The organism is Variovorax nitratireducens (assembly GCF_051216545.1).
In the GTDB taxonomy this organism is placed as follows: Bacteria; Pseudomonadota; Gammaproteobacteria; order Burkholderiales; family Burkholderiaceae_C; genus Variovorax.
Genome location: NZ_JBPJZO010000003.1, coordinates 279680 through 298484 on the forward strand (window position 1 = coordinate 279680; position 18805 = coordinate 298484).

Consider the following 18805-nt stretch of genomic DNA (forward strand, 5'->3'; position numbering starts at 1 on the left):
GCCCGTAGACTCGGCGCATGCCCTGGCACGCCCGTCTCCAACTCGACTATCAACACGAATCCAGCCGCAGCGTCGCACGCTTTCGCCACGACGGGCCGCTGCGCATCCTGCAGAGCCTCTACCCCGAGGGCGACGCGGTCTGCCACAACGTGCTGGTGCATCCGCCGGGCGGGCTGGTCGGCGGCGACACGCTCGAGATCGACATCACGGGCGCGCCCGGCAGCCACGGCCTGATCACCACGCCGGGCGCCACGCGCTTCTACCGCTCCGACGGCGAACTCGCGTTGCAGCAGACCCGTATCCGGCTCGATGCCGGGGCGCGGCTCGAATGGTTGCCGCTCGAGGCCATTTGCTACAGCGGCTGCAGGGCCGAGAACCGCCTGCGCATCGAGGCCGCGCCCGGCGCCGAGCTGATCGGCTGGGACGTCATGGCCCTGGGGCTGCCGGGCGCCAAGCTGCCGTTCGACCGCGGCACGCTGCTTCAGCACATCGAGGTGCCGGGCGTCTGGTTGGAGCGCGGCCGCATCGACGCGAGCGACCACCGGCTGCTGGCCAGCCCGATCGGGCTGGCGGGCCACCACTGCATGGCGTCGCTGTTCTTCGTGGCGGGCACGCCGCTCGCCAAGGCGCGACGCGATGCCCTGCTCGACGTCGCCCGCACGCTGATCGACGCGAGCCCCCTGACGGAAAGCGCCGGCGCCACCAGCCCGCATGGCGGGATCATCGTGCTGCGCGTGCTGGCGCCGGTGGTGGAGCCTGCGATGCATTTGCTGCGCCGCGTCTGGCAGGCCTGGCGCACCGAACTGTGGCAGTTGCCGGCGTCCACGCCACGCATCTGGGCGATGTAGTTACCGCAAGAAATATGGGAGGCGCGGATCGCGCGCTTGTGCCAAGCTGCGGGGCCAACCACCGACGAGGAGTGCACTCTCATGCCCAGTATCACCACCGCCGACGGCACCGAGATCTACTACAAGGACTGGGGCACCGGCCAGCCCATCGTCTTCTCCCACGGCTGGCCGCTCACGGCCGACGACTGGGACAACCAGATGCTTTTCTTCCTGGCCCAGGGCTTTCGCGTCATCGCGCACGATCGCCGCGGCCACGGGCGTTCGACCCAGACGTGGACGGGCAACGAGATGGACACCTACGCCGACGACCTCGCCGCGCTCACGGCCGCGCTGGATCTCAAGGATGCGGTGCACATCGGCCACTCCACCGGCGGCGGCGAGGTTGCGCGCTACCTGGGCCGGCACGGCAGCCAGCGCGTGGCCAAGGCGGTGCTGATCGGCGCCGTGCCTCCCATCATGCTGAAGACCGCCGGCAATCCGGGCGGCCTGCCGATCGACGTGTTCGACGGCATCCGTGCGGGCGTGGCCGGCAACCGCGCCGAGTTCTACCGCGATATCACGCTGCCCTTCTACGGCTACAACCGGCCTGGCGCGAAGATCTCCGAGGGCATCCGGCAGCACTGGTGGCTGCAGGGAATGATGGGCGGCATCAAGGCGCACTACGACTGCGTGAAAGCGTTCTCCGAAACCGACTTCACCGACGACCTGAAGAAGATCGACGTGCCCACTTTCGTGATGCACGGCGACGACGACCAGATCGTGCCGATCGGCGCATCGGGCCTGCTGTCGGCCAAGCTGGTCAAGGGCGCCGAACTCAAGGTGTACCCCGGACTGCCGCACGGCATGTGTGCGACGCACCCCGACATCATCAACGCCGACCTGCTGGCGTTCATCAGGAAGTGACCGCCATGTTCGGCCTCACCACCCTCGGCGCCATCCACACCGCCATCAGCCTGGTCGCAGTGGCAGCCGGTCTCATCGCGTTCTTCCGCTTCAAGGAAATCCCGCCGGGCCACACGCTCGGCAAGGTCTACATCTGGACGACGGTGCTGACCTGCCTCACCGGGTTCGGCATCTTCCAGCACGGCGGCTTCGGCAAGCCGCACGTGCTGGGCATCGTGACGCTGGTCGTGCTGGCACTGGCGGCCGTCGCTGGCCGCACCGCGCTGTTGGGCCGTGCCTCGAAGTATGTGGAGACCGTGAGCTACTCGCTGACCTTCTTCTTCCACATGATCCCAGGCGTGACCGAAACCTTCACGCGCCTGCCGGCCGGTGCACCGTTGTTCGCGAGCCCCGAGGATCCCGCGCTGCAGAAGGTCGTCGGCGTGCTCTTCGTCGTGTTCCTGATCGGCGCGACACTGCAGGTGCGACGGCTGCGCGCCGGTGGCGCAGGCGCATCGGTTCGCGGCACCACCGCCTGAACTTCGCCGCTTGAAGTTCGCCGCCTGAGGTTCAGCTCACCGGCAGTTGCTCCGGCATCGGCTCGGGCGGCGGCTCCGGTGGCGGGCTCAGCGGTTCGACGGGTTCGGGCGGCGGGCCGGGTTGGGTGGCCATGTCAGTCTTCCGACGGGATGGCCTTGCCCTGTCGGCTGCGCTCGCGCCCCAGGTCTTCCATCATCTTCTCGCCGACCTCGTCCGTGCCATCGGAGGGCACGGATTCTTCCTGCGTGATTTCGGGTTCGTCATCCTGCGACGGCTTGGGCTTGCTTTGGGTGTTCATGGCATCGATGCTCCTTGATTCCTTGATCGCGGCTCAAGCCTGAACCCGGGCGCGACGCGCCCCGCCCGGCCGAGCGCCCGACGCGTTGTCAGCCGATGCCGATGCGCAACCTGCTAACCCAAGCCCTTGTTCGGATTGATCAGGTACTTGGTGCCAGTTGCGCGCTGGTTGTAGACCGCAATGGTGCCGAGGTCGAGCACCTCGGCCAGCGAGATCTCCTTCGAGTAGTGGCTCGCGAAAGTGGTCTTGAGTTCGGCGGCGACGCGCTGCTTGAGCGCCTGCGCGGCCGCCGGGCCGATTTTCTGCAGGAACGGAAACAGCAGCCAGCCGCCCATGCCCCAGGCCATGCCGAAGTTGCGCACGAACTCGGTCGGGCGCGTGTCCAGGCCGCCGTAAAGGTACACCTGCTTGTGCGTGGTCGAGCCGTAGCGGCTGTATTCCTTCGCGGTCTTGTTGAGTGCCGCTTCCATGCAGCCGAGGATCTGGCCGCCGAGCCTGCCGCCGCCGGTGGCGTCGAAGGCGATGGTCGCGCCGGTCGCGACCAGCGCGTCGGTCAGATCCTGCAGGAAGGTGGGCGCGCTCGCGTCGCACACGTACTTCGCGCCCATGGCCTTGAGCAGGTCGACCTGCTCCTGCTTGCGAACGATGTTCACGAGCGCAATGCCGTCCTGCATGCAGATGCGGTTGAGCATCTGGCCGAGGTTCGACGCCGCGGCCGTGTGCACCAGCGCGGTGTGGCCCTCGCGCCGCATGGTCTCGACCATGCCGAGCGCGGTGAGGGGGTTGACGAACGACGACGCGCCATCGGCCGGCGTCGCGCCCTCGGGCAGCACCAGGCACTGCGCCGCCGGCATCGCACGGTACTGCGCGTACATCGCGCCGCCGAGCACGGCCACCGTCTTGCCGCGCAGGGCCTGCGCCGCGGCCGATGATCCAGCCTCGACCACCACACCCGCGCCCTCGTTGCCGACTGGCATCGATTCATCGAGCCGGCCGGCCATGGCTTTCATCGCGCCTTCAGGCACGCGTGCGGTGACCACCGGCCGGTCGGGCGTGCCTGACGCGGCGGCCGTGCCCATGTCGGCCGCACCGAACAGCAGGCCGAGATCGGACGGGTTGAGCGGCGAAGCCTCGACGCGGACGAGCACGTCGTCGGCGCCAAGTTCGGGCAGCGGGACGCTCGCCAGCGACAGCTCCAGCTCGCCGCTCTTTTTGATCAGCGAGCGCAGCTGCAGGCCGGTGCGGGGGTTCGGTGTGTTCATCGCGGTGCGTCTCCCTTGCGGTATTCGGTGGTCAGCTCGTCGAGGCGTTGCTTGAGGTCGGCCGGCAACTGGTAGTCGGCGGCGGCGAGCGTGGCATCGAGCTGTTCGGGCCGGCTGGCGCCGAGCAGTGGCGCGGTGATGAGCGGATTGGCCATCACCCATGCGACAGCCAGTGTCGCGAGCGGCACGCCGGCTTCGCCGGCCAGCTTGTGCAACTGCGACACGGTGGCGAAGCTGCGCTCGTTCCAGTAGCGATCCTGGTACATGCCACCGGCCGTGCCGAGCGTGAAGCGCGTGTTGTCTTCTGGCTTGGCGCCGGGCACGTACTTGCCGGTGAGCAGGCCGCCGGCCAGCGGGTTGTACGGAATCACGCCGAGGCCCTCTTCGCCGGCCAGCGGCAGCAACTCGCGTTCGATCTCGCGGAACAGCAGGCTGTAGCGCGGCTGCACCGACACGAACTGCGTGAGCTTGTGCAGCGCCGCGATGCCGATCGCGCGCGCGAGCCGGTACGACAGGAAGTTGGACACGCCGATGTAGCGCGCACGGCCCGAGCGCACGATCAGGTCGAGCGCCTCGAGGCTTTCGTCGAGCGGCGTGTGCGGGTCGTCGTGGTGCAGTTGGTACAGATCGACATGGTCGGTCTGCAGCCGCTTGAGCGAGGCGTCGATCGCGTCGAGCAAATGCTTGCGCGAGTTGCCCTGATCCCACGGGTTCGGGCCCACCTTGTTGGCCGCCTTGGTGGCGAGGATGAACTGGCTGCGCCGGCTCGGGCCCTGGGCATGCAGCCAGTTGCCGACGATCTCCTCGGTGCGGCCGGTGGTTTCGACCGTGCCGCCCAGCGGATACACGTCCGCCGTGTCGAGGAAATTGATGCCGCCATCGGTCGCGCGGTCGAGGATGCGGAACGACGTGGCCTCGTCGGTCTGCAGCCCGAAGGTCATGGTGCCGAGCGCGAGCCGCGACACTTTGAGGCCGGTGCGGCCGAGGCGGGTGACGGGGATGCTCATGGAATGTCTCGCTCCGTGCGCGATGGTGAGCGGGCCATCATAGTCAGCGCGGGCTGATCGTGCTGGCCGACGCCTCGGCCGGCATTCGGGACTTTGGCCGACAGCGCAGCCGGGCGCTTCGTCCCTACAGTGCAAGGCCCGGCCCATGACCCTGCTCCACACCGACATCCCCGCCCGCCTCGACCGCCTGCCGTGGTCACGCTGGCACTGGCGCGTGGTGATCGCGCTGGGCGTGGCCTGGGTGCTCGACGGCCTGGAGGTCACGCTGGTCGGCTCCATCGGTAGCGTGCTCGAGCGGCCCGACACGCTGGGGCTCTCGGCAACGCAGATCGGCGGCGCGGGCTCGCTCTACATCGGGGGTGCGGTGATCGGCGCGTTGCTGTTCGGCCGCCTGGCCGACCGGCTCGGGCGCAAGAAGCTGTTTCTCGTCACGCTTGCGGTGTACACCGCCGCCACGCTGGCCACGGCGTTCTCGCCCAACTTCGCATTCTTCGCGGTCTGCCGCTTCGTCACGGGGCTGGGCATCGGCGGCGAGTACGCGGCCATCAATTCCGCCATCGACGAACTGGTTCCGGCGCGGGTGCGTGGCCGCGTGAACCTGGCGATCAATGGCAGTTTCTGGATCGGTGCGGCGCTCGGCGCGGGCCTGAGCCTGGTGCTGCTCGATGCGCGCGTGCTCGGCCCGGTGTGGGGCTGGCGCGCGGGCTTCGCACTGGGCGCGGTGTTGGCCATCGCGATCCTGCTGGTGCGGCGCGACGTGCCCGAGAGCCCGCGCTGGCTCATGGCGCACGGCCGCGCCGACGAGGCCAACGCGATCATCGAACGGATCGAAGCCGAGGTGGCTGCGCAGCATGGTCCGCTGGCACCGGTCACTTCACGGTTGAGCTTCGTGCGCCAGGCCGCGCCGACCATGCGCCAGGTGGCGCACGTGCTGCTGCACCAGTACCGCCGCCGCAGCGTCGTGGCCATGGCGCTGATGATCTCGCAGGCCTTCTTCTACAACGCGATCTTCTTCACCTACGCGCTGGTGCTGACACGTTTTCACGGCGTGGCCGAAGGCCGCGTGGCGCTCTACATCTTTCCGTTCGCGCTGGGCAATGTGCTCGGGCCGTTGCTGCTCGGGCCCCTGTTCGACCGGGTCGGCCGGCGCCGCATGATCGGCATCACGTACGTGCTCTCGGGTGTCGGGCTCGCGCTGACCGGCGCGGCCTTCATGGCCGGCTGGCTCGATGCGCTGAGCCAGGCGTTGTGCTGGTCGGCGGTGTTCTTCCTGGCCTCGGCCGCGGCGAGTTCGGCCTATCTCACGGTGAGCGAGGTGTTTCCGCTGGAGATGCGGGCCCTCGCGATTTCGGTGTTCTATGCGGTCGGCACCGGTGCCGGGGGTTTCGCCGCGCCGCTGCTGTTCGGCATGCTGATCGAAACCGGCAGCCGCGGCGCGGTCACGATCGGTTACGCGATCGGCGCCGTGCTGGTGATCGTCGCCGGGCTCATCGCATGGCGCTACGCCATCGACGCCGAGCGCCGCTCGCTGGAAGACATCGCGCCGCCGATGGGCGCGCACCCGGCAGAGCCCGTCAGTCGATCAACGCGCGCTTGACGTCTTCCTGCAGGCTGCGCAAGTGCTCGCGCATGGCCTGCCGCGCGCGTTCCGGATCCCTCGCGCGCAAGGCGGCGATGATGTCGCCGTGCTCGTCGTGGTTCTCGCGCTGCCGATGCAGCGGGCTGTGCAGGCGAAACAGCCGAGCGTTCACGCGCAGTTCCTCCACCAGGCGCGGAAACACCACGTTGCCGCTGGCCGTGGCAATGAACACATGGAACTTGTCGTCGAAATGCCAGTGCTCGGTTTCGTCGTGCTCGCCGGCATTGAGTGCCTCGATCTCGGCCTGCAGCCGGTCGAGATCCGCGGCATCGATGCGGGTTGCGGCCAGCGCGATGGCCTCGCCTTCGATCACCTCGCGCGCGCGCATGCAGTCGAAGTATTCCTTGGTGCCCAGCGCGCGCACGGCGTAGGAGCGCGCGTCGCGCCGCACCAGCAGGCCTTCGCCGGCCAGCCGCACCAGCGCCTCGCGCATCGGCGTGCGCGAGATGCCCAGGTCGACGGCCAGCCGCCCTTCCTGCAACGGACTGCCGGGAAAGATCTTCCGGTCGAGGATGAGCGTGCGCAGCCGCTCGTAGGCCTGCTCGGCCAGGCTGGCCGAGCGCACCTCGAGCGGCGTGATGGTGATGGTGGCGGGTTGCGCCGGGCTGGGAAGGCTTGGCATGCGATGGAGCAAGTGCACGGAAGCGGAAAAGCTTAGCAGCCCGGGAACCGGTAACGGCGCCGCGTCACAACCATTGGTCGAGCGGATTCGAATCGCGCGGCGCACGGGGCCGCAGGCACGGCTGGAACTGGCCGGAGCCGGCCTCGGCCTGGAAGCGCCCTTTATGCCACACCAGGCGCCCGCGCGAGACCGTGGTGGCGGGCCAGGCGCGCAGCTTCATGCCCTCGTAGGGCGTGTAGTCGACCGCGTGGTGCAGCATCTGGTTGGTCAACGTGCGCTCCTCGCCTTCGGCGAACCGGTCCCAGACCACGAAGTCGGCGTCGCCGCCCACCGCGATCGTCCCCTTCTTCGGGTACAGCCCGTAGAGGCGTGCCGGATTGGTGGACGTGAGTTCAACGAAACGGTGGATGTCGATGCGCCCGCCCAGCACGCCTTCGCTCATGAGCAGCGGCAGCCGCGTCTCGACACCCGGGATGCCATTGGGAATGCGGTCGAACGAAGCCTCTTCGCCGGCCACGCGCTTGCCGTGCGGGCCTTCCATGTTGAAGGGCGCGTGGTCGGACGACACGATGGTGAACAGCCCGCTCGACAGGCCGTTCCAGATGAACTGCTGGTTGGCCTTGTCACGCGGCGGCGGACTGCAGACGCAGCGGGCGCCGTGCATCGGATCGTCGGGGTCAATGCCGAGGTCTTCGGCGCTGAGGAACAGGTATTGCGGGCAGGTTTCCGCGTAGACCGGCAGGCCGCGCCCGCGCGCCCAGTGGATCTGCTCCACCGCCTCGCGGCCCGAGACGTGGACGATCAGGATCGGCGTGTCGATCAGCTCGGCCAGCGCGATAGCGCGGTGCGTGGCCTCACGCTCGACCGCCATCGGCCGCGAGCTGCTGTGGTAGCGCGGCGCGGTGAGCCCCGCCTCGAGCAGCTGTTCGGTCAGCCAGGCGATGCAGTCGCTGTTTTCGGCGTGGATCATGGTCATCGCGCCGTGGCGGCGCGCGACCGCCAGCACCTCGATGATCTGCCGATCGCCGAGCTTCAGGTCGTCGTAGGTCATGTAGATCTTGAAGGACGTGTAGCCCTTGTCGATCAGCATTGGCAGCTCGCGCTGGGTGACGTCCTTGGTGGCGTCGGCCACGATCAGGTGGAAGGCGTAGTCGATCACCGCCTTGCCGTCGGCGCGGCGGTGGTAGTCGTCGACCGCCGCCTGGATCGAGGCGCCGCGCTGCTGCACCGCGAACGGCAGCACCGTGGTGGTGCCGCCGCAGGCCGCCGAGCGGGTGCCGGTGAAGAAGTCGTCTGCGTACTTCGAGCCGTCGTTGGTGGGCTGGTCGAAGTGGCAGTGCCCGTCGACGCCGCCCGGCGTCACGAGCCGGCCGGCAGCGTCGAGCGTTTGCGCGGCCTCGCCTTCGAGGCCCTGGGCGATGGCGACGATGCGGCCGTCGCGCACGCCGATGTCGGCGCTGTAGCGGTCGCCGACGGTCGCGATGTCGGCGTTGCGCAGGATCAGGTCGTAGCGGGGCATGGAAATCGTCCTTCTAGCGTTGCTCGAGCGCGAGGTCTTTGGCTGGCGTCACCGTGCTGCTGTAGGCACGGCCGTAGTGGCGTTCGATGCGCCGCTGCACGAAGTCCCAGGCGGTGGTCATCAGCAGGTAGTAGATCGCCGCGACGATGAACAGCTCGAGCACCATGAACTTCTCCTGGATCAGCACCTGGGTGCGGCGCAGCAGTTCCTCCATCGAGATCACCGACGTGATCGAGGTCGTCTTGAGCAGCCCGTTGATGCTGTTGCCTAGCGTGGGAATGATGAGCCGCATGGCCTGCGGCATCACGACGTAGCGCATGGCCTGCGCGCCGCTGAAGCCCACGGCGCGCGCCGCGTTGGTCTGCCCGACCGAAATGCCCTGGATGCCGCCGCGCACGATTTCCGCGAGGTACGCGGCTTCGTTGAGGATCAGCCCGAGCAGCGCCGACTCGACCACCGACAGCTTCAACCCGAGCTGCGGCAGCCCGGTGTAGATGATGATGAGCTGCACCAGCAGCGGCGTGCCGCGGAACACCCAGATGTAGAAGTGCGCAGGCGTCGAGAGCCAGGAGTGCTTCGACAGCCGGGCCAGCGCCAGCGCGCAGCCCAGCACCAGCCCACCGGCGATCGACGCGAGCGTGAGCCAGAGCGTGGTGACCGCCCCCGCCAGGATGTACGGGTTGAACAGATAGTCGGTAAAGCCCGACCAGCTCCAGCCTTGTCCCATGGCAGGCGATCAGCTCGCCGGGCCCTTGACCGTCACGGCGCCGTCGATCGCCTTCACGCCGTACTGGTCGAACAGCTTCTGGAAGCTGCCGTCGGCCTTCATGTCGTTCAGCACCTTGGCCATCGCGGTGGCGAGTTCCTTGTTCTTGGTGGCCAGCGCCACCGGGGTCGGGAAAAGGCCGCTGAGCACGCGGTCGAAGTCGCCGCGCTTCTGGTATTCGGCCGCGGTGGAGTCGATCGACAGCGCCACCTCGACCTGGCCGGCGCGCAGCGACTGGAACGACATCGCGAAGTTCTCGAAGGTGCGGATGTTCATGCCCTTCATGCCCTTGTCGGTGAGCTGCTTGTCGAGCTCGCGCGTCTTGCGCTCCTCAAAGCCGCCGATTTCCACGCCGATGGCCTTGCCCGAGAGGTCTTCGGGCTTGGCGATCTTGAGCGGGTTGCCCTTTGCGGTGCTGATGCTGATGGCCTGGTCTTCGTACTGCAGCATCTGCATGAGCTTGGCGCGCTCTTCGGTGTAGAAGATGCCGGTGTTGATGACGTCCCAGCGGCCGGCCTGCAGGCCCGGGATCATGGCCGAGAACTCGATGCGCACGTACTCGGGCGTGAGGCACAGGCGCTTGGCGATCATCTCGCCGAGCTCCACGCGCATGCCCTTGAGCGCGCCGGTCTGGTCGACGAACTGCATCGGCGGCAGGGTCGGGTTGACCGACATGGTGAGCGTGCCCTTCTTGACCAGTGCCGAATCGGGCACCGGCGACTTGCAGGCCTGGGCGTGGGCGCCGCCGATGCAGATAACAAAGAACGCTGCGGCCGAGGCGATGGCGGGAAGCAATTTCATGGGGAATCCTTCAGAAGGTTGAACGGACGAGGCAAGGGAGAGAACAAAACGGGGGCTGGCGCTTCAGGCCGCGATCGAGTCGAGCAGGCCGAGCTTGTCGAGCGCAACGCGCAGGTCGCGTGCATCGGCTTCGGGCAGCGGCAGCCGCGGGGCACGGGGCTGGCCGACCGGCAGGCCCATCATCCCGAGGCCGTCTTTCGAGGCCGCCACGTAGCGGTGTCCGCCGACCCAGCGCACGATCGGCAGCATCTGCTTGTAGAGCGCCAGCGCAGCGGGCATGTCCTGCTCGTCGGCCACCAGTTCGAACAGGCGCGCCGACATCTTCGGAATCAGGTTGGAGCACACCGCGACCCAGCCTTGCGCGCCGAGCCAGAACGACTCGTAGCCCAGGATGCCGGCGAACACCGTCATGCGGTCGCCGCACAGCTCGATGATGTCGCGCACGCGCGTGACCTCGAGCGTCGACTCCTTGATGTAGCGGCAGTTGTCGATGCGCGACAGGCGCGCCACCAGTTCCGGCTTCAGGTCGACGTTGGCGGTGGCCGGGTTGTTGTAGACCATGATCGGAATGCCGATGGCCTCGCCCACCTTGCGGTAGTGCGCGAACAGTTCGTCGTCGGTGGGCGAGCTGTAGAACGGCGGAATGATCATCACGCCGTCGGCGCCCATGGTCTCGGCCTCGCGGCTCAGGCGCACGCATTCGTCGGTCCATTCGGCGCCGGTGCCGATCAGCACGGGCACGCGTTTTGCAGCAGTGCTGATGCAGGTTTCGATGACCAGTTGCCGTTCTTCCGGCGTCAGCGACAGGAACTCCCCGGTGCTGCCCAGCGGAATCAGGCCGTGGATCCCCTCCTCGATCTGCCAGTCGACCAGCTTCCGGAGCGCCGGCACATCGACGTTCTTGCCGTCTGCCGTCATGGGGGTGATGAGCACCGTGTAGGTGCCGCGAAACGCTGTCATGTCCGTCCTTGGTTCACAAATCGAATGACGATATGAATGTATACGTGTAGTATACGTATACCGAATGCGAAGTCAACGACTTACCCACCCTTCCATCCACGTCGCCGGCCAGCCGATCCGCTTCTGGTACGACAGCCGCCCGATCGACGCTGTCGCCGGTGAAACCATTGCTGCCGCGCTGTCTGCCGCCGGCATCGCCGAGTTGCGGCACACGCGCGGCGGCGCGCGGCGCGGCCTGTACTGCGGCATGGGCGCCTGCTTCGACTGCCTGGTCACCGTCGACGGGCAGGCCAGCCAGCGCGCCTGCATGACCAAGGCGGCGGATGGCCAGCAGGTGCGCTCGACCCTGCCGGCCGGCACGCCGGACGACCCGCTGCGCCCTCTCACGCCCGAGCCCGGCGAACAGCCGGTGGAACTGGCGGTCGACGTGCTGGTCATCGGCGCCGGTCCGGCCGGCCTCTCGGCCGCGTTGGCGGCCCGCCGGGCGGGAGCGCAGGTCACGCTGCTCGACGAGCGGCTGCAAAGCGGCGGCCAGTACTTCAAGCCGCTGGCGCCCTCGCAGCAGGCGGCCACACCGGCCGACCGCCAGTTCGCGCAGGGGCTGGCGCTGGAGCGCGCCGTCCGCGCCGCCGGCGTGGTCGTGCACCAGGGCGCGCAGGTCTGGGCCGCGTTCTCGGCCACCGAAGTCGGCGCGCTGGTCGACGGCCGCGCCACGGTGCTGCGCTGCCGCCAGCTCGTGCTCGCGCCCGGCGCCTACGAGCGGCCGGTGCCCTTCCCGGGCTGGACGCTGCCGGGCGTGATGACCACCGGCGCCGGGCAGACGCTGGCACGTGCCTACCGCGTGGCGCCGGGCCAGCGCATCGTGGTCGCGGGCAACGGCCCGCTGAACCTGCAGCTCGCGGCCGAACTGGTGGCCGGCGGTGCGCAGGTGCTGGCCGTGCTCGAATCGGCGCCGCGCCCCTCGCTGCGCCAGGCGCGCCAACTGCTGCAGGCGGCGCGCACCGCCCCCGACCTGCTGTTGCAGGGCTGGCGCTACCTGCGCGCATTGCGAGCGCACGGCGTGCCGGTGTTGTGGCAGCACGGTGTGACGGCGGTCGAGGGCAAGGAACGGGTCGAACGCGTGCATGTCGCGCCAATCGACGCGAAGGGCCACGCCACCGGCGCGCCGCGCCACTTCGATGCCGACACGCTCTGCGTCGGCTACGGCTTCATTCCGTCGACCGAACTCGCGCGCATGCTCGGCTGCGAGCACCGCGTGAGCGATCGGCATCTGGGCTACCTCGCCACCACCACCCAGGACGACGGTGCCACCAGCCTGCCCGGCGTCTACGTCGTCGGCGACGGCGCCGACCTGGGCGGCTCGCGCGTGGCGCTTGCGCGCGGCACGCTGGCCGGCGCAGCGGCGGCACGCCGGCTCGGCCTGCAGGCACCGGCATCGGCATCGGCATCGGCATCGGACGCAGTGAAGTCAGAGCTCGACCGGGCGCTGTCCTTCCAGCAGGCGCTGTGGGCGATCTACGCACCGCCCCCCGTCGCGTTGAGCCAGGTTCCCGACGACACCGTGCTATGCCGCTGCGAAGAGATCACGTTCGGCTCGGTGCGCGAACAGATCCGGGCCGGCCACGACACGCTGGCCGCACTCAAGCGTAATACGCGGCTGGGCATGGGCCGCTGCCAGGGGCGCTATTGCGCGGTGACGGCTGCGCGGCTCGTCGGCGAGATGACCGGCCGCGTGCCCGATGCCGAGCAGTACTTCGCGCCGCGTCCGCCGGCCAAGCCGGTTCCGGCCGGCGCACTCGGCTTCGAAAAACCCGAGTGGGGTGGCCACAAGCCGGCCATCACGCCGAACCTGGCGCGGCCGGTGGAACACGGCACGCTGGCGCCGATGCAGGCCGACGTGCTGGTGATCGGCGCCGGGGTGCTCGGCGCCTGCCTCGGCTACTACCTCTCGCAGGCCGGGCAGGACGTGATGGTGGTCGACCGCGACGACATCAACCTGCAGGCCTCCGGCGCCAACGCGGGCAGCCTGCATGTGCAACTGCTGTCCTTCGACTTCGGCGAAAAGGCCCAGCAAGGCGGCGGCCCGGCCGCGGCCGCGCTGCCACTCGGGCCGATGTCGGTGCGGCTGTGGCAGGCGATCGAGCGCGACTGCGGCGAAGACCTCGAGATCAAGATCACCGGCGGCCTGATGGTGGCCGACAGCGAAGCAGGCATGCGTTTCATCCACGCCAAGGCCGCACTCGAACGCAGCCATGGCATCGATGCCCAGGTGATCGACGGCGCTGAACTGCGCCGTCTCTCGCCGGCCCTGTCACCCGCGCTGCTCGGCGCCGAGCTGTGCCCGATGGAGGGCAAGATCAACCCGCTGCGCGCCACCTACGCCGTGGCTTCACGCGCGGTGCAGCAGGGCGCGCGCCTGCTGCGCGGCTGCGACGTGCGCGCGATCGAGCGGCTGCGGGGCGACGGCGCCGGCTTCCTCGTGCAGACCTCGCGCGGGCCGATCCGCGCCGGTCGCGTCGTCAACGCCAGTGGTGCCTGGTCGAGCACAGTGGGCGACATGCTCGGCGTGCGCATCCCGGTGAAAGGCGCGCCGCTGCAGATGATCGTGACCGAGCCGGCGCCGCCGCTGGTCGACCATCTGATCGCGCATGCCGACCGGCACCTGAGCCTGAAGCAGGCCGCCAGCGGCGGCCTGATCATCGGCGGCGGCTGGACCGCCGCCTTCCACGAGGGCATGCGCCTTAACCGCGCCGAGCGCGCCAGCATCGAAGGCAGCCTGTGGGTCGCGCGCAAGGTGCTGCCGGCCGTGAGCGGGCTGCACATGGTGCGCTGCTGGGCCGGCATGAACGTCAACATCGACGGCGCGCCGATCCTGGGTGACGTGCCCGGCGTGCCCGGCTTCTACAACGCCGTCACCTCCAACGGCTACACGCTGGCGCCGATCGCGGCGCGGTTGGTGACCGACCTGATCGTGCACGGCCGCACCGACGTCGACCTGGCACCCTTCCGCATCGACCGCTTCCTTTGAAGGAAAAACCGCAATGATCGAGATCGAACAACTGAGCAAGTGGTACGGCGCCTTCCAGGTGCTGAGCGACTGCACGACGCAAATCAAGAAGGGCGAAGTGGTGGTCGTCTGCGGCCCGTCGGGTTCGGGCAAATCGACGCTCATCAAGTGCGTGAATGCACTGGAGCCGTTCCAGAAAGGCCGCATCACGATCGACGGCGTGTCGGTCACCGACCCCAAGGTCAACATCAACACGCTGCGCGCGCGGGTCGGCATGGTGTTCCAGCACTTCGAGCTGTTTCCGCACCTGTCGATCGAACAGAACCTCTCGATCGCGCAGCGCAAGGTGCTCAAGCGTTCGGCCGGCGAGGCGCACGACAAGTCGCTGGCGCTGCTGGAGCGCGTTGGCCTGAAGGCCCATGCGCACAAGTATCCGATCCAGCTCTCGGGCGGTCAGCAGCAGCGCGTCGCGATCGCCCGGGCACTGGCGATGGATCCGGTGGCGATGCTGTTCGACGAGCCGACCTCGGCGCTCGACCCCGAGATGGTCAACGAGGTGCTCGACGTGATGGTGGAGCTCGCGCGCGACGGCATGACGATGATGTGTGTGACGCACGAGATGGGCTTTGCCCGCAAGGTCGCGCACCGGGTGATCTTCATGGACCGCGGCGCGATCGTGGAGGATTGTGCGAAGGAAGAATTCTTCGGCAATCCTTCAGCGCGCTCGGAGCGGGCGCAGCAGTTTCTCTCGAAGATCCTGCAGCACTAGCCCGCGCAAGCCGTGGCCGGCATCCGCCGCGCCTCGGCCCGCGCGCTGGCGAGCGACCAGCCGAACACGCCAAGCCCCGCCACTGCCAGCAGCGCGCCAACCCAGCCGGTCGAGGCCCAGCCCAGGCCCGCCGTGATGGCCACGCCGCCCAGCCATGCACCGAGCGCATTGGCCGTGTTGAAAGCCGAATGGTTGAGCGCGGCCGCCAGCGTCTGGGCGTCGCCGGCCACGTCCATCAGGCGGATCTGCAACGCCGGGCCGATGGCGACGGTGGTGCCGATCAGGAACACGGCGATCGCCGCCGTCACCACATGCTGCGCCGCGAAGGTGAACAGGGTCAGCACCAGCGCCGAATATGCGAGCAGGCCGCCGATGGTGCGCATCAGCGACTTGTCGGCCAGGCGCGAGCCAACCAGGTTGCCCGTCACCATGCCGAGCCCGAACAGCGCGAGCACGAACGGCACGCCGCCCAGCGGCAGGCCGGCCACTTCGGTCAGCGTCGGCTTGATGTAGCTGAACACCGAGAACATGCCGCCGAAGCCGATCGCGCCGATGCCGAGCGTGAACCAGACCTGCTTGCGCTTGAGCGCGCCGAGTTCACGCCACGGACTGGCGCCGGCGGCCGGCGCAATGTCGGGAATATCGCGACGCAGCAGCACCACCGCGGCCAGCGCGATGACGCCGACGAACACGAACGCGGCGCGCCATCCGAACAGCTGGCCGAGCCATGCCGCGATCGGCACCCCGACCAGCGTGGCACCGGTGAGCCCCAGCATCACCAGCCCGACGGCACGCGCGCGCCGGTTCGGCGGCGCGAGTGCCGCCGCGACGAGCGCCGCCACGCCGAAGTAGGTGCCGTGCGGCAAGCCGGTGGCGAAGCGCAGCAGGTTGAGCGAGAGGTATCCGGGCGCCAGCGCGCTGGCGAAATTGCCGGCCGCGAACACCGCCATCAATGCGATCAGCAAGGCGCGGCGATGCCAGCCCGCGGCCAGCACGGCCAGCACCGGTGCGCCGATCACCACGCCCAGCGCATAGGCGCTGATCACATGGCCGGCGGTCGGAATGCTCACGCCGATGTCGTTGGCGACCTCGGGCAGCAAGCCCATGATGACGAACTCGCCGGTGCCGATGGCGAAGCCACCCACGCCGAGCGCCAGCATGGCGCGGCCGAAGTTGACTTGGGGCAGCGCGGCGGCTTCCACGCCGGTCGGCGCGGTGGATGTGACATTCAAACCGGGTTCCTTGGAGCAGCCCGGCGGCGGCGGGCAACGCCCGAGTCTAGGGTAAACCCCATATCCTTGCAGTGGCGGGGGCGGCAACCGGGCCAATGCGAAACAGCTTGTCCGATATCAAGCGCAGCAGGCGGCGACAGCGGACACTTCCCAGGCGACGCGCCATGCCCAACGCCTTCAACTTCCAGGTCTCGCCCTTCGACTGCCTGACGCCCGACGAGCAGCAGCGGGTGCGTGCGGGCGTCGACATCGCCTACTTTCGCGAGGGCGAGATCGTGCTCGATGCCGCCATCGCGCCGACCCACCTGTTCGTGGTGATCAAGGGCTTCGTGCAGCAGTTCGAGCCCGATGGCGGGGAGCCTGTTGCCGGCTTCGGGCCCGACGACACCTTCGATGGCCGCAGCCTGGTGGCAGGCAAGGTCAGCGGCCGTTTCGTCGCAGCCGAGGAACTGGTGGCCTATCAGCTCTCGCGCGAGGTGGTGAACGAACTGATCGCGCGCAACGCGGCCTTCGGCGCGCTGCTGTTCTCCGACCTCTCGAAGAAGCTCGGCGCCATTGCCGGGCGCAGCAGCCAGCATGAACTGCAGTCGTTGGCGCTGGCCCGCGTCGACGCGATCCCGGTGCGGGTGCCGCATTTCGTCGATGCCGGCTGCGACGTGCTTTCTGTGGTGCGCCTGTTCCAGGCCGAGCGCACCTCCAACGTGCTGGTGCGCGACACCGATGCCGAGGGCGCGCCGCGGCTCGGCATCTTCACGGTGACGGCGCTGCAGCGCGCCGTGCTGCATGGCACGCCGCTGGACCGCCTTGCTGTGCGCGAGGTGACCAGTTTCGGCCTGGTCACGGTGAACGCCGGCGACCCGGTCGGCGACGCCCTGACGGTGATGGTGCGACACAAGGTGCACCGGGTGGCCGTGCTGGCCGACGACCACAGCGGCCGCGTGGTGGGCGTGCTGGAGGCGCTCGACCTGTTCAGCTTTCTGTCGAACCATTCCTACCTGATCAACCGCGAGATCGCCGAGGCGCAGGATCTGGCGGCACTGGGCCAGGCCTGCGGGCATGTCACGCGGCTGATCGCCCTGCTGCACCGCGGTGGCACGCGGGTCGGCCAGATCGCGACGCTGGTGCAGGCGCTCAACGCCAAATTGTTCGAACGCACCTGGCAACTGATTGCACCGCCGGAGCTGGTCGCCAACAGCTGCCTGTTCGTGATGGGCAGCGAAGGCCGCGGCGAGCAGTTGCTCAAGACCGACCAGGACAACGGCCTGGTGCTGCGCGACGGCTATGCACCGCCCGCCGACCTCGACGCGATCTGCGCGCGCTTCACCCGCTCGCTCATCGAATTCGGCTATCCCGAATGCCCCGGCGGCATCATGGTGTCGAACCCGCTTTGGCGCGCCGGCCAGCGCGAATTTGCCGAGCGCGCGCGGGGCTGGCTGCTGCAGCCCGACGGCGACCGGCTGATGGCGCTGGCGATCTTTCTCGATGCGCACGCGGTCTGCGGTGACGCGGGCTTGCTGGCCGGCGTGCGCACGAGCCTGTTCGCACTGACCACCGACAACGATGCCATGCTCGCGCACTTCGCCTCCGCGGTCGACGCCTTTGCCGACGACGGCGGCTGGCTGCATCGCCTGCTGACGCGCGGCGAGGGCCCGCGCGGCGCCTTCGACATCAAGAAGCAGGGCCTGTTTCCGCTGGTGCACGGCGTGCGCAGCCTGGCGCTGCGCGCGCAGCTCGGCGAAACCTCCACCGCGGGCCGCCTCGATGCGCTGGTGGCGGCGGGCCAGATCGACCGCGCGCTCGCCACCGACGTGCTGGAGAGCCTCTACTTCTTCATGGGCCTGCGGCTGAAGGCGGGTCTCGCGGAACTCGATGCCGGCCATGCGGCAACCGGCAAGGTCGACCCGGGCCGCCTGAGCAGCCTGGAGCGAGACCTGCTCAAGGACACGCTGGACGTGGTCAAGCGCTTTCGCCGCATGCTGCACCAGCGCTTCCACCTGGACGCACTGTGAGCGCCATCGCGCCCCCGCCCTGGATTGCCGCACTCAAGCGGTGGTGGCTGCTCTACCACCTGGGCGACCCGCGCTTTCGCTTCATGTGGGATGCGCCGCCGCCCGATGAGTGGGTGGCGCTGGACTGCGAGACCACCGGGCTGGACACACGGCGCGACGAGATCGTTGCCATCGCCGCGGTGCGCATTCGCGGCAACCGCATCCTGTGCAGCGAGCGGCTGGAACTGCTGGTGCGGCCGGACCGGCGTGCCGTGTCGGCCGACAGCGTGCGCGTGCACCGCCTGCGGGAACGCGACGTCGCCGAGGGCATCGCTCCCGATGAGGCGATGCACCGGCTGCTGCGCTTCATCGGCAGCCGTCCGTTGGTGGGCTACTACCTGGAGTTCGACGTGGCCATGATCGACCGCGTGCTGTTTCCGCTGCTCGGCATGGGACTGCCGCAGCCGAAGATCGAGGTCTCGGCGCTCTACTACGACCACAAGAACCGCCAGCGTCCGGCGCACGAGCGCGGCGGCGACATCGATCTGCGCTTTGCCACGCTGATGAGCGACCTCGGCCTGCCGCAGCGTCCGGCGCACGATGCGCTGAACGATGCGGTAATGGCAGCGCTGGCCTTCCTGAAGCTGAAAGCGCTGGCCTGAGGC

17 protein-coding genes are annotated in these 18805 nt (G+C 68.8%); 8 read left to right on the forward strand and 9 right to left on the reverse strand.

All coding sequences use genetic code 11. The features are described 5' to 3' along the window. Nucleotides 1-17 precede the first annotated feature (17 nt). From ACSFA8_RS10530 to ACSFA8_RS10540, 3 genes are all read left to right on the forward strand, one after another. Nucleotides 18-848, forward strand: coding sequence for an urease accessory protein UreD (locus tag ACSFA8_RS10530; RefSeq protein WP_435479460.1), 831 nt, complete (start codon nt 18-20; stop codon nt 846-848). Between the two features lie 81 nt (nt 849-929). Then, nucleotides 930-1751 (forward strand): alpha/beta fold hydrolase, encoded by an 822-nt coding sequence (locus tag ACSFA8_RS10535; RefSeq protein ID WP_435479461.1) that lies wholly within the window; start codon nt 930-932, stop codon nt 1749-1751. Between the two features lie 5 nt (nt 1752-1756). Then, nucleotides 1757-2269 (forward strand): hypothetical protein, encoded by a 513-nt coding sequence (locus ACSFA8_RS10540; protein WP_435479462.1) that lies wholly within the window; start codon nt 1757-1759, stop codon nt 2267-2269. A 134-nt stretch (nt 2270-2403) separates the two neighbouring features. On the opposite strand, the gene ACSFA8_RS10545 is transcribed toward ACSFA8_RS10540, so the two are convergent. The 3 genes from ACSFA8_RS10545 to ACSFA8_RS10555 all read right to left on the reverse strand — a co-directional run bounded on the left by ACSFA8_RS10545 (nt 2404) and on the right by ACSFA8_RS10555 (nt 4837). Next, the gene (locus ACSFA8_RS10545) at nt 2404-2568 is read right to left on the reverse strand and encodes a hypothetical protein (RefSeq protein WP_435479463.1); all 165 of its coding nucleotides are present in this window, start codon (nt 2566-2568) and stop codon (nt 2404-2406) included. Between the two features lie 113 nt (nt 2569-2681). Beyond that, nucleotides 2682-3830: a zinc-binding dehydrogenase gene (locus ACSFA8_RS10550; RefSeq protein WP_435479464.1), complete on the reverse strand. Its 1149-nt coding sequence runs from the start codon at nt 3828-3830 to the stop codon at nt 2682-2684. Next, entirely contained in the window at nt 3827-4837 is a 1011-nt protein-coding gene (locus ACSFA8_RS10555; protein ID WP_435479465.1) for an aldo/keto reductase, read from the reverse strand. Before ACSFA8_RS10555 ends, ACSFA8_RS10550 begins: the two co-directional genes overlap by 4 nt. 145 nt (nt 4838-4982) lie before the next feature. Between ACSFA8_RS10555 and ACSFA8_RS10560 the strand changes: the two genes are divergently transcribed. Then, the gene (locus ACSFA8_RS10560; RefSeq protein ID WP_435479466.1) at nt 4983-6434 is read left to right on the forward strand and encodes an MFS transporter; all 1452 of its coding nucleotides are present in this window, start codon (nt 4983-4985) and stop codon (nt 6432-6434) included. On the opposite strand, the gene ACSFA8_RS10565 is transcribed toward ACSFA8_RS10560, so the two are convergent. The 5 genes from ACSFA8_RS10565 to ACSFA8_RS10585 form a co-directional block, all read right to left on the reverse strand. Next, the gene (locus tag ACSFA8_RS10565) at nt 6412-7098 is read right to left on the reverse strand and encodes a GntR family transcriptional regulator (RefSeq protein WP_435479467.1); all 687 of its coding nucleotides are present in this window, start codon (nt 7096-7098) and stop codon (nt 6412-6414) included. The two genes, ACSFA8_RS10560 and ACSFA8_RS10565, sit on opposite strands and share 23 nt — an antisense overlap. Before the next feature lie 64 nt (nt 7099-7162). Then, nucleotides 7163-8617: a dihydropyrimidinase gene (gene hydA, locus ACSFA8_RS10570; protein ID WP_435479468.1), complete on the reverse strand. Its 1455-nt coding sequence runs from the start codon at nt 8615-8617 to the stop codon at nt 7163-7165. A gap of 13 nt (nt 8618-8630) precedes the next feature. After that, nucleotides 8631-9344, reverse strand: coding sequence for an amino acid ABC transporter permease (locus ACSFA8_RS10575; protein WP_435479469.1), 714 nt, complete (start codon nt 9342-9344; stop codon nt 8631-8633). Between the two features lie 9 nt (nt 9345-9353). Further along, entirely contained in the window at nt 9354-10184 is an 831-nt protein-coding gene (locus tag ACSFA8_RS10580) for an ABC transporter substrate-binding protein (protein WP_435479470.1), read from the reverse strand. Nucleotides 10185-10247: 63 nt separating this feature from the next. Continuing rightward, nucleotides 10248-11144 carry a dihydrodipicolinate synthase family protein gene (locus ACSFA8_RS10585; RefSeq protein WP_435479471.1) on the reverse strand — a complete coding sequence of 299 codons (897 nt, stop codon included), beginning with the start codon at nt 11142-11144 and terminating at the stop codon, nt 10248-10250. A gap of 64 nt (nt 11145-11208) precedes the next feature. Between ACSFA8_RS10585 and ACSFA8_RS10590 the strand changes: the two genes are divergently transcribed. Further along, nucleotides 11209-14172 (forward strand): FAD-dependent oxidoreductase, encoded by a 2964-nt coding sequence (locus ACSFA8_RS10590; RefSeq protein WP_435479472.1) that lies wholly within the window; start codon nt 11209-11211, stop codon nt 14170-14172. Nucleotides 14173-14185: 13 nt separating this feature from the next. Then, the gene (locus tag ACSFA8_RS10595) at nt 14186-14920 is read left to right on the forward strand and encodes an amino acid ABC transporter ATP-binding protein (protein ID WP_435479473.1); all 735 of its coding nucleotides are present in this window, start codon (nt 14186-14188) and stop codon (nt 14918-14920) included. Here the strand turns inward: ACSFA8_RS10595 and ACSFA8_RS10600 are convergent. Then, complete coding sequence (locus ACSFA8_RS10600; RefSeq protein WP_435479754.1) at nt 14917-16122, reverse strand: MFS transporter; 1206 nt, start codon at nt 16120-16122, stop codon at nt 14917-14919. The two genes, ACSFA8_RS10595 and ACSFA8_RS10600, sit on opposite strands and share 4 nt — an antisense overlap. 194 nt (nt 16123-16316) lie before the next feature. Here ACSFA8_RS10600 and ACSFA8_RS10605 point away from each other — a divergent pair, with 194 nt between their 5' ends. Both ACSFA8_RS10605 and ACSFA8_RS10610 read left to right on the forward strand, forming a co-directional pair. Beyond that, nucleotides 16317-18161, forward strand: coding sequence for a putative nucleotidyltransferase substrate binding domain-containing protein (locus ACSFA8_RS10605; RefSeq protein ID WP_435479474.1), 1845 nt, complete (start codon nt 16317-16319; stop codon nt 18159-18161). Further along, nucleotides 18158-18802 carry a 3'-5' exonuclease gene (locus ACSFA8_RS10610; protein WP_435479475.1) on the forward strand — a complete coding sequence of 215 codons (645 nt, stop codon included), beginning with the start codon at nt 18158-18160 and terminating at the stop codon, nt 18800-18802. Before ACSFA8_RS10605 ends, ACSFA8_RS10610 begins: the two co-directional genes overlap by 4 nt. The last annotated feature ends 3 nt before the right edge of the window (nt 18803-18805 follow it).

Excerpts from the sequence above, each read along its gene's own strand:
- ACSFA8_RS10530 (WP_435479460.1), top strand. The coding sequence starts at position 18 with ATGCCCTGGCACGCCCGTCTCCAACTCGACTATCAACACGAATCCAGC.
- ACSFA8_RS10535 (WP_435479461.1), top strand. The coding sequence starts at position 930 with ATGCCCAGTATCACCACCGCCGACGGCACCGAGATCTACTACAAGGAC.
- ACSFA8_RS10540 (WP_435479462.1), top strand. The coding sequence starts at position 1,757 with ATGTTCGGCCTCACCACCCTCGGCGCCATCCACACCGCCATCAGCCTG.
- ACSFA8_RS10545 (WP_435479463.1), bottom strand. The coding sequence starts at position 2,568 with ATGAACACCCAAAGCAAGCCCAAGCCGTCGCAGGATGACGAACCCGAA.
- ACSFA8_RS10550 (WP_435479464.1), bottom strand. The coding sequence starts at position 3,830 with ATGAACACACCGAACCCCCGCACCGGCCTGCAGCTGCGCTCGCTGATC.
- ACSFA8_RS10555 (WP_435479465.1), bottom strand. The coding sequence starts at position 4,837 with ATGAGCATCCCCGTCACCCGCCTCGGCCGCACCGGCCTCAAAGTGTCG.
- ACSFA8_RS10560 (WP_435479466.1), top strand. The coding sequence starts at position 4,983 with ATGACCCTGCTCCACACCGACATCCCCGCCCGCCTCGACCGCCTGCCG.
- ACSFA8_RS10565 (WP_435479467.1), bottom strand. The coding sequence starts at position 7,098 with ATGCCAAGCCTTCCCAGCCCGGCGCAACCCGCCACCATCACCATCACG.
- hydA (WP_435479468.1), bottom strand. The coding sequence starts at position 8,617 with ATGCCCCGCTACGACCTGATCCTGCGCAACGCCGACATCGCGACCGTC.
- ACSFA8_RS10575 (WP_435479469.1), bottom strand. The coding sequence starts at position 9,344 with ATGGGACAAGGCTGGAGCTGGTCGGGCTTTACCGACTATCTGTTCAAC.
- ACSFA8_RS10580 (WP_435479470.1), bottom strand. The coding sequence starts at position 10,184 with ATGAAATTGCTTCCCGCCATCGCCTCGGCCGCAGCGTTCTTTGTTATC.
- ACSFA8_RS10585 (WP_435479471.1), bottom strand. The coding sequence starts at position 11,144 with ATGACAGCGTTTCGCGGCACCTACACGGTGCTCATCACCCCCATGACG.
- ACSFA8_RS10590 (WP_435479472.1), top strand. The coding sequence starts at position 11,209 with ATGCGAAGTCAACGACTTACCCACCCTTCCATCCACGTCGCCGGCCAG.
- ACSFA8_RS10595 (WP_435479473.1), top strand. The coding sequence starts at position 14,186 with ATGATCGAGATCGAACAACTGAGCAAGTGGTACGGCGCCTTCCAGGTG.
- ACSFA8_RS10605 (WP_435479474.1), top strand. The coding sequence starts at position 16,317 with ATGCCCAACGCCTTCAACTTCCAGGTCTCGCCCTTCGACTGCCTGACG.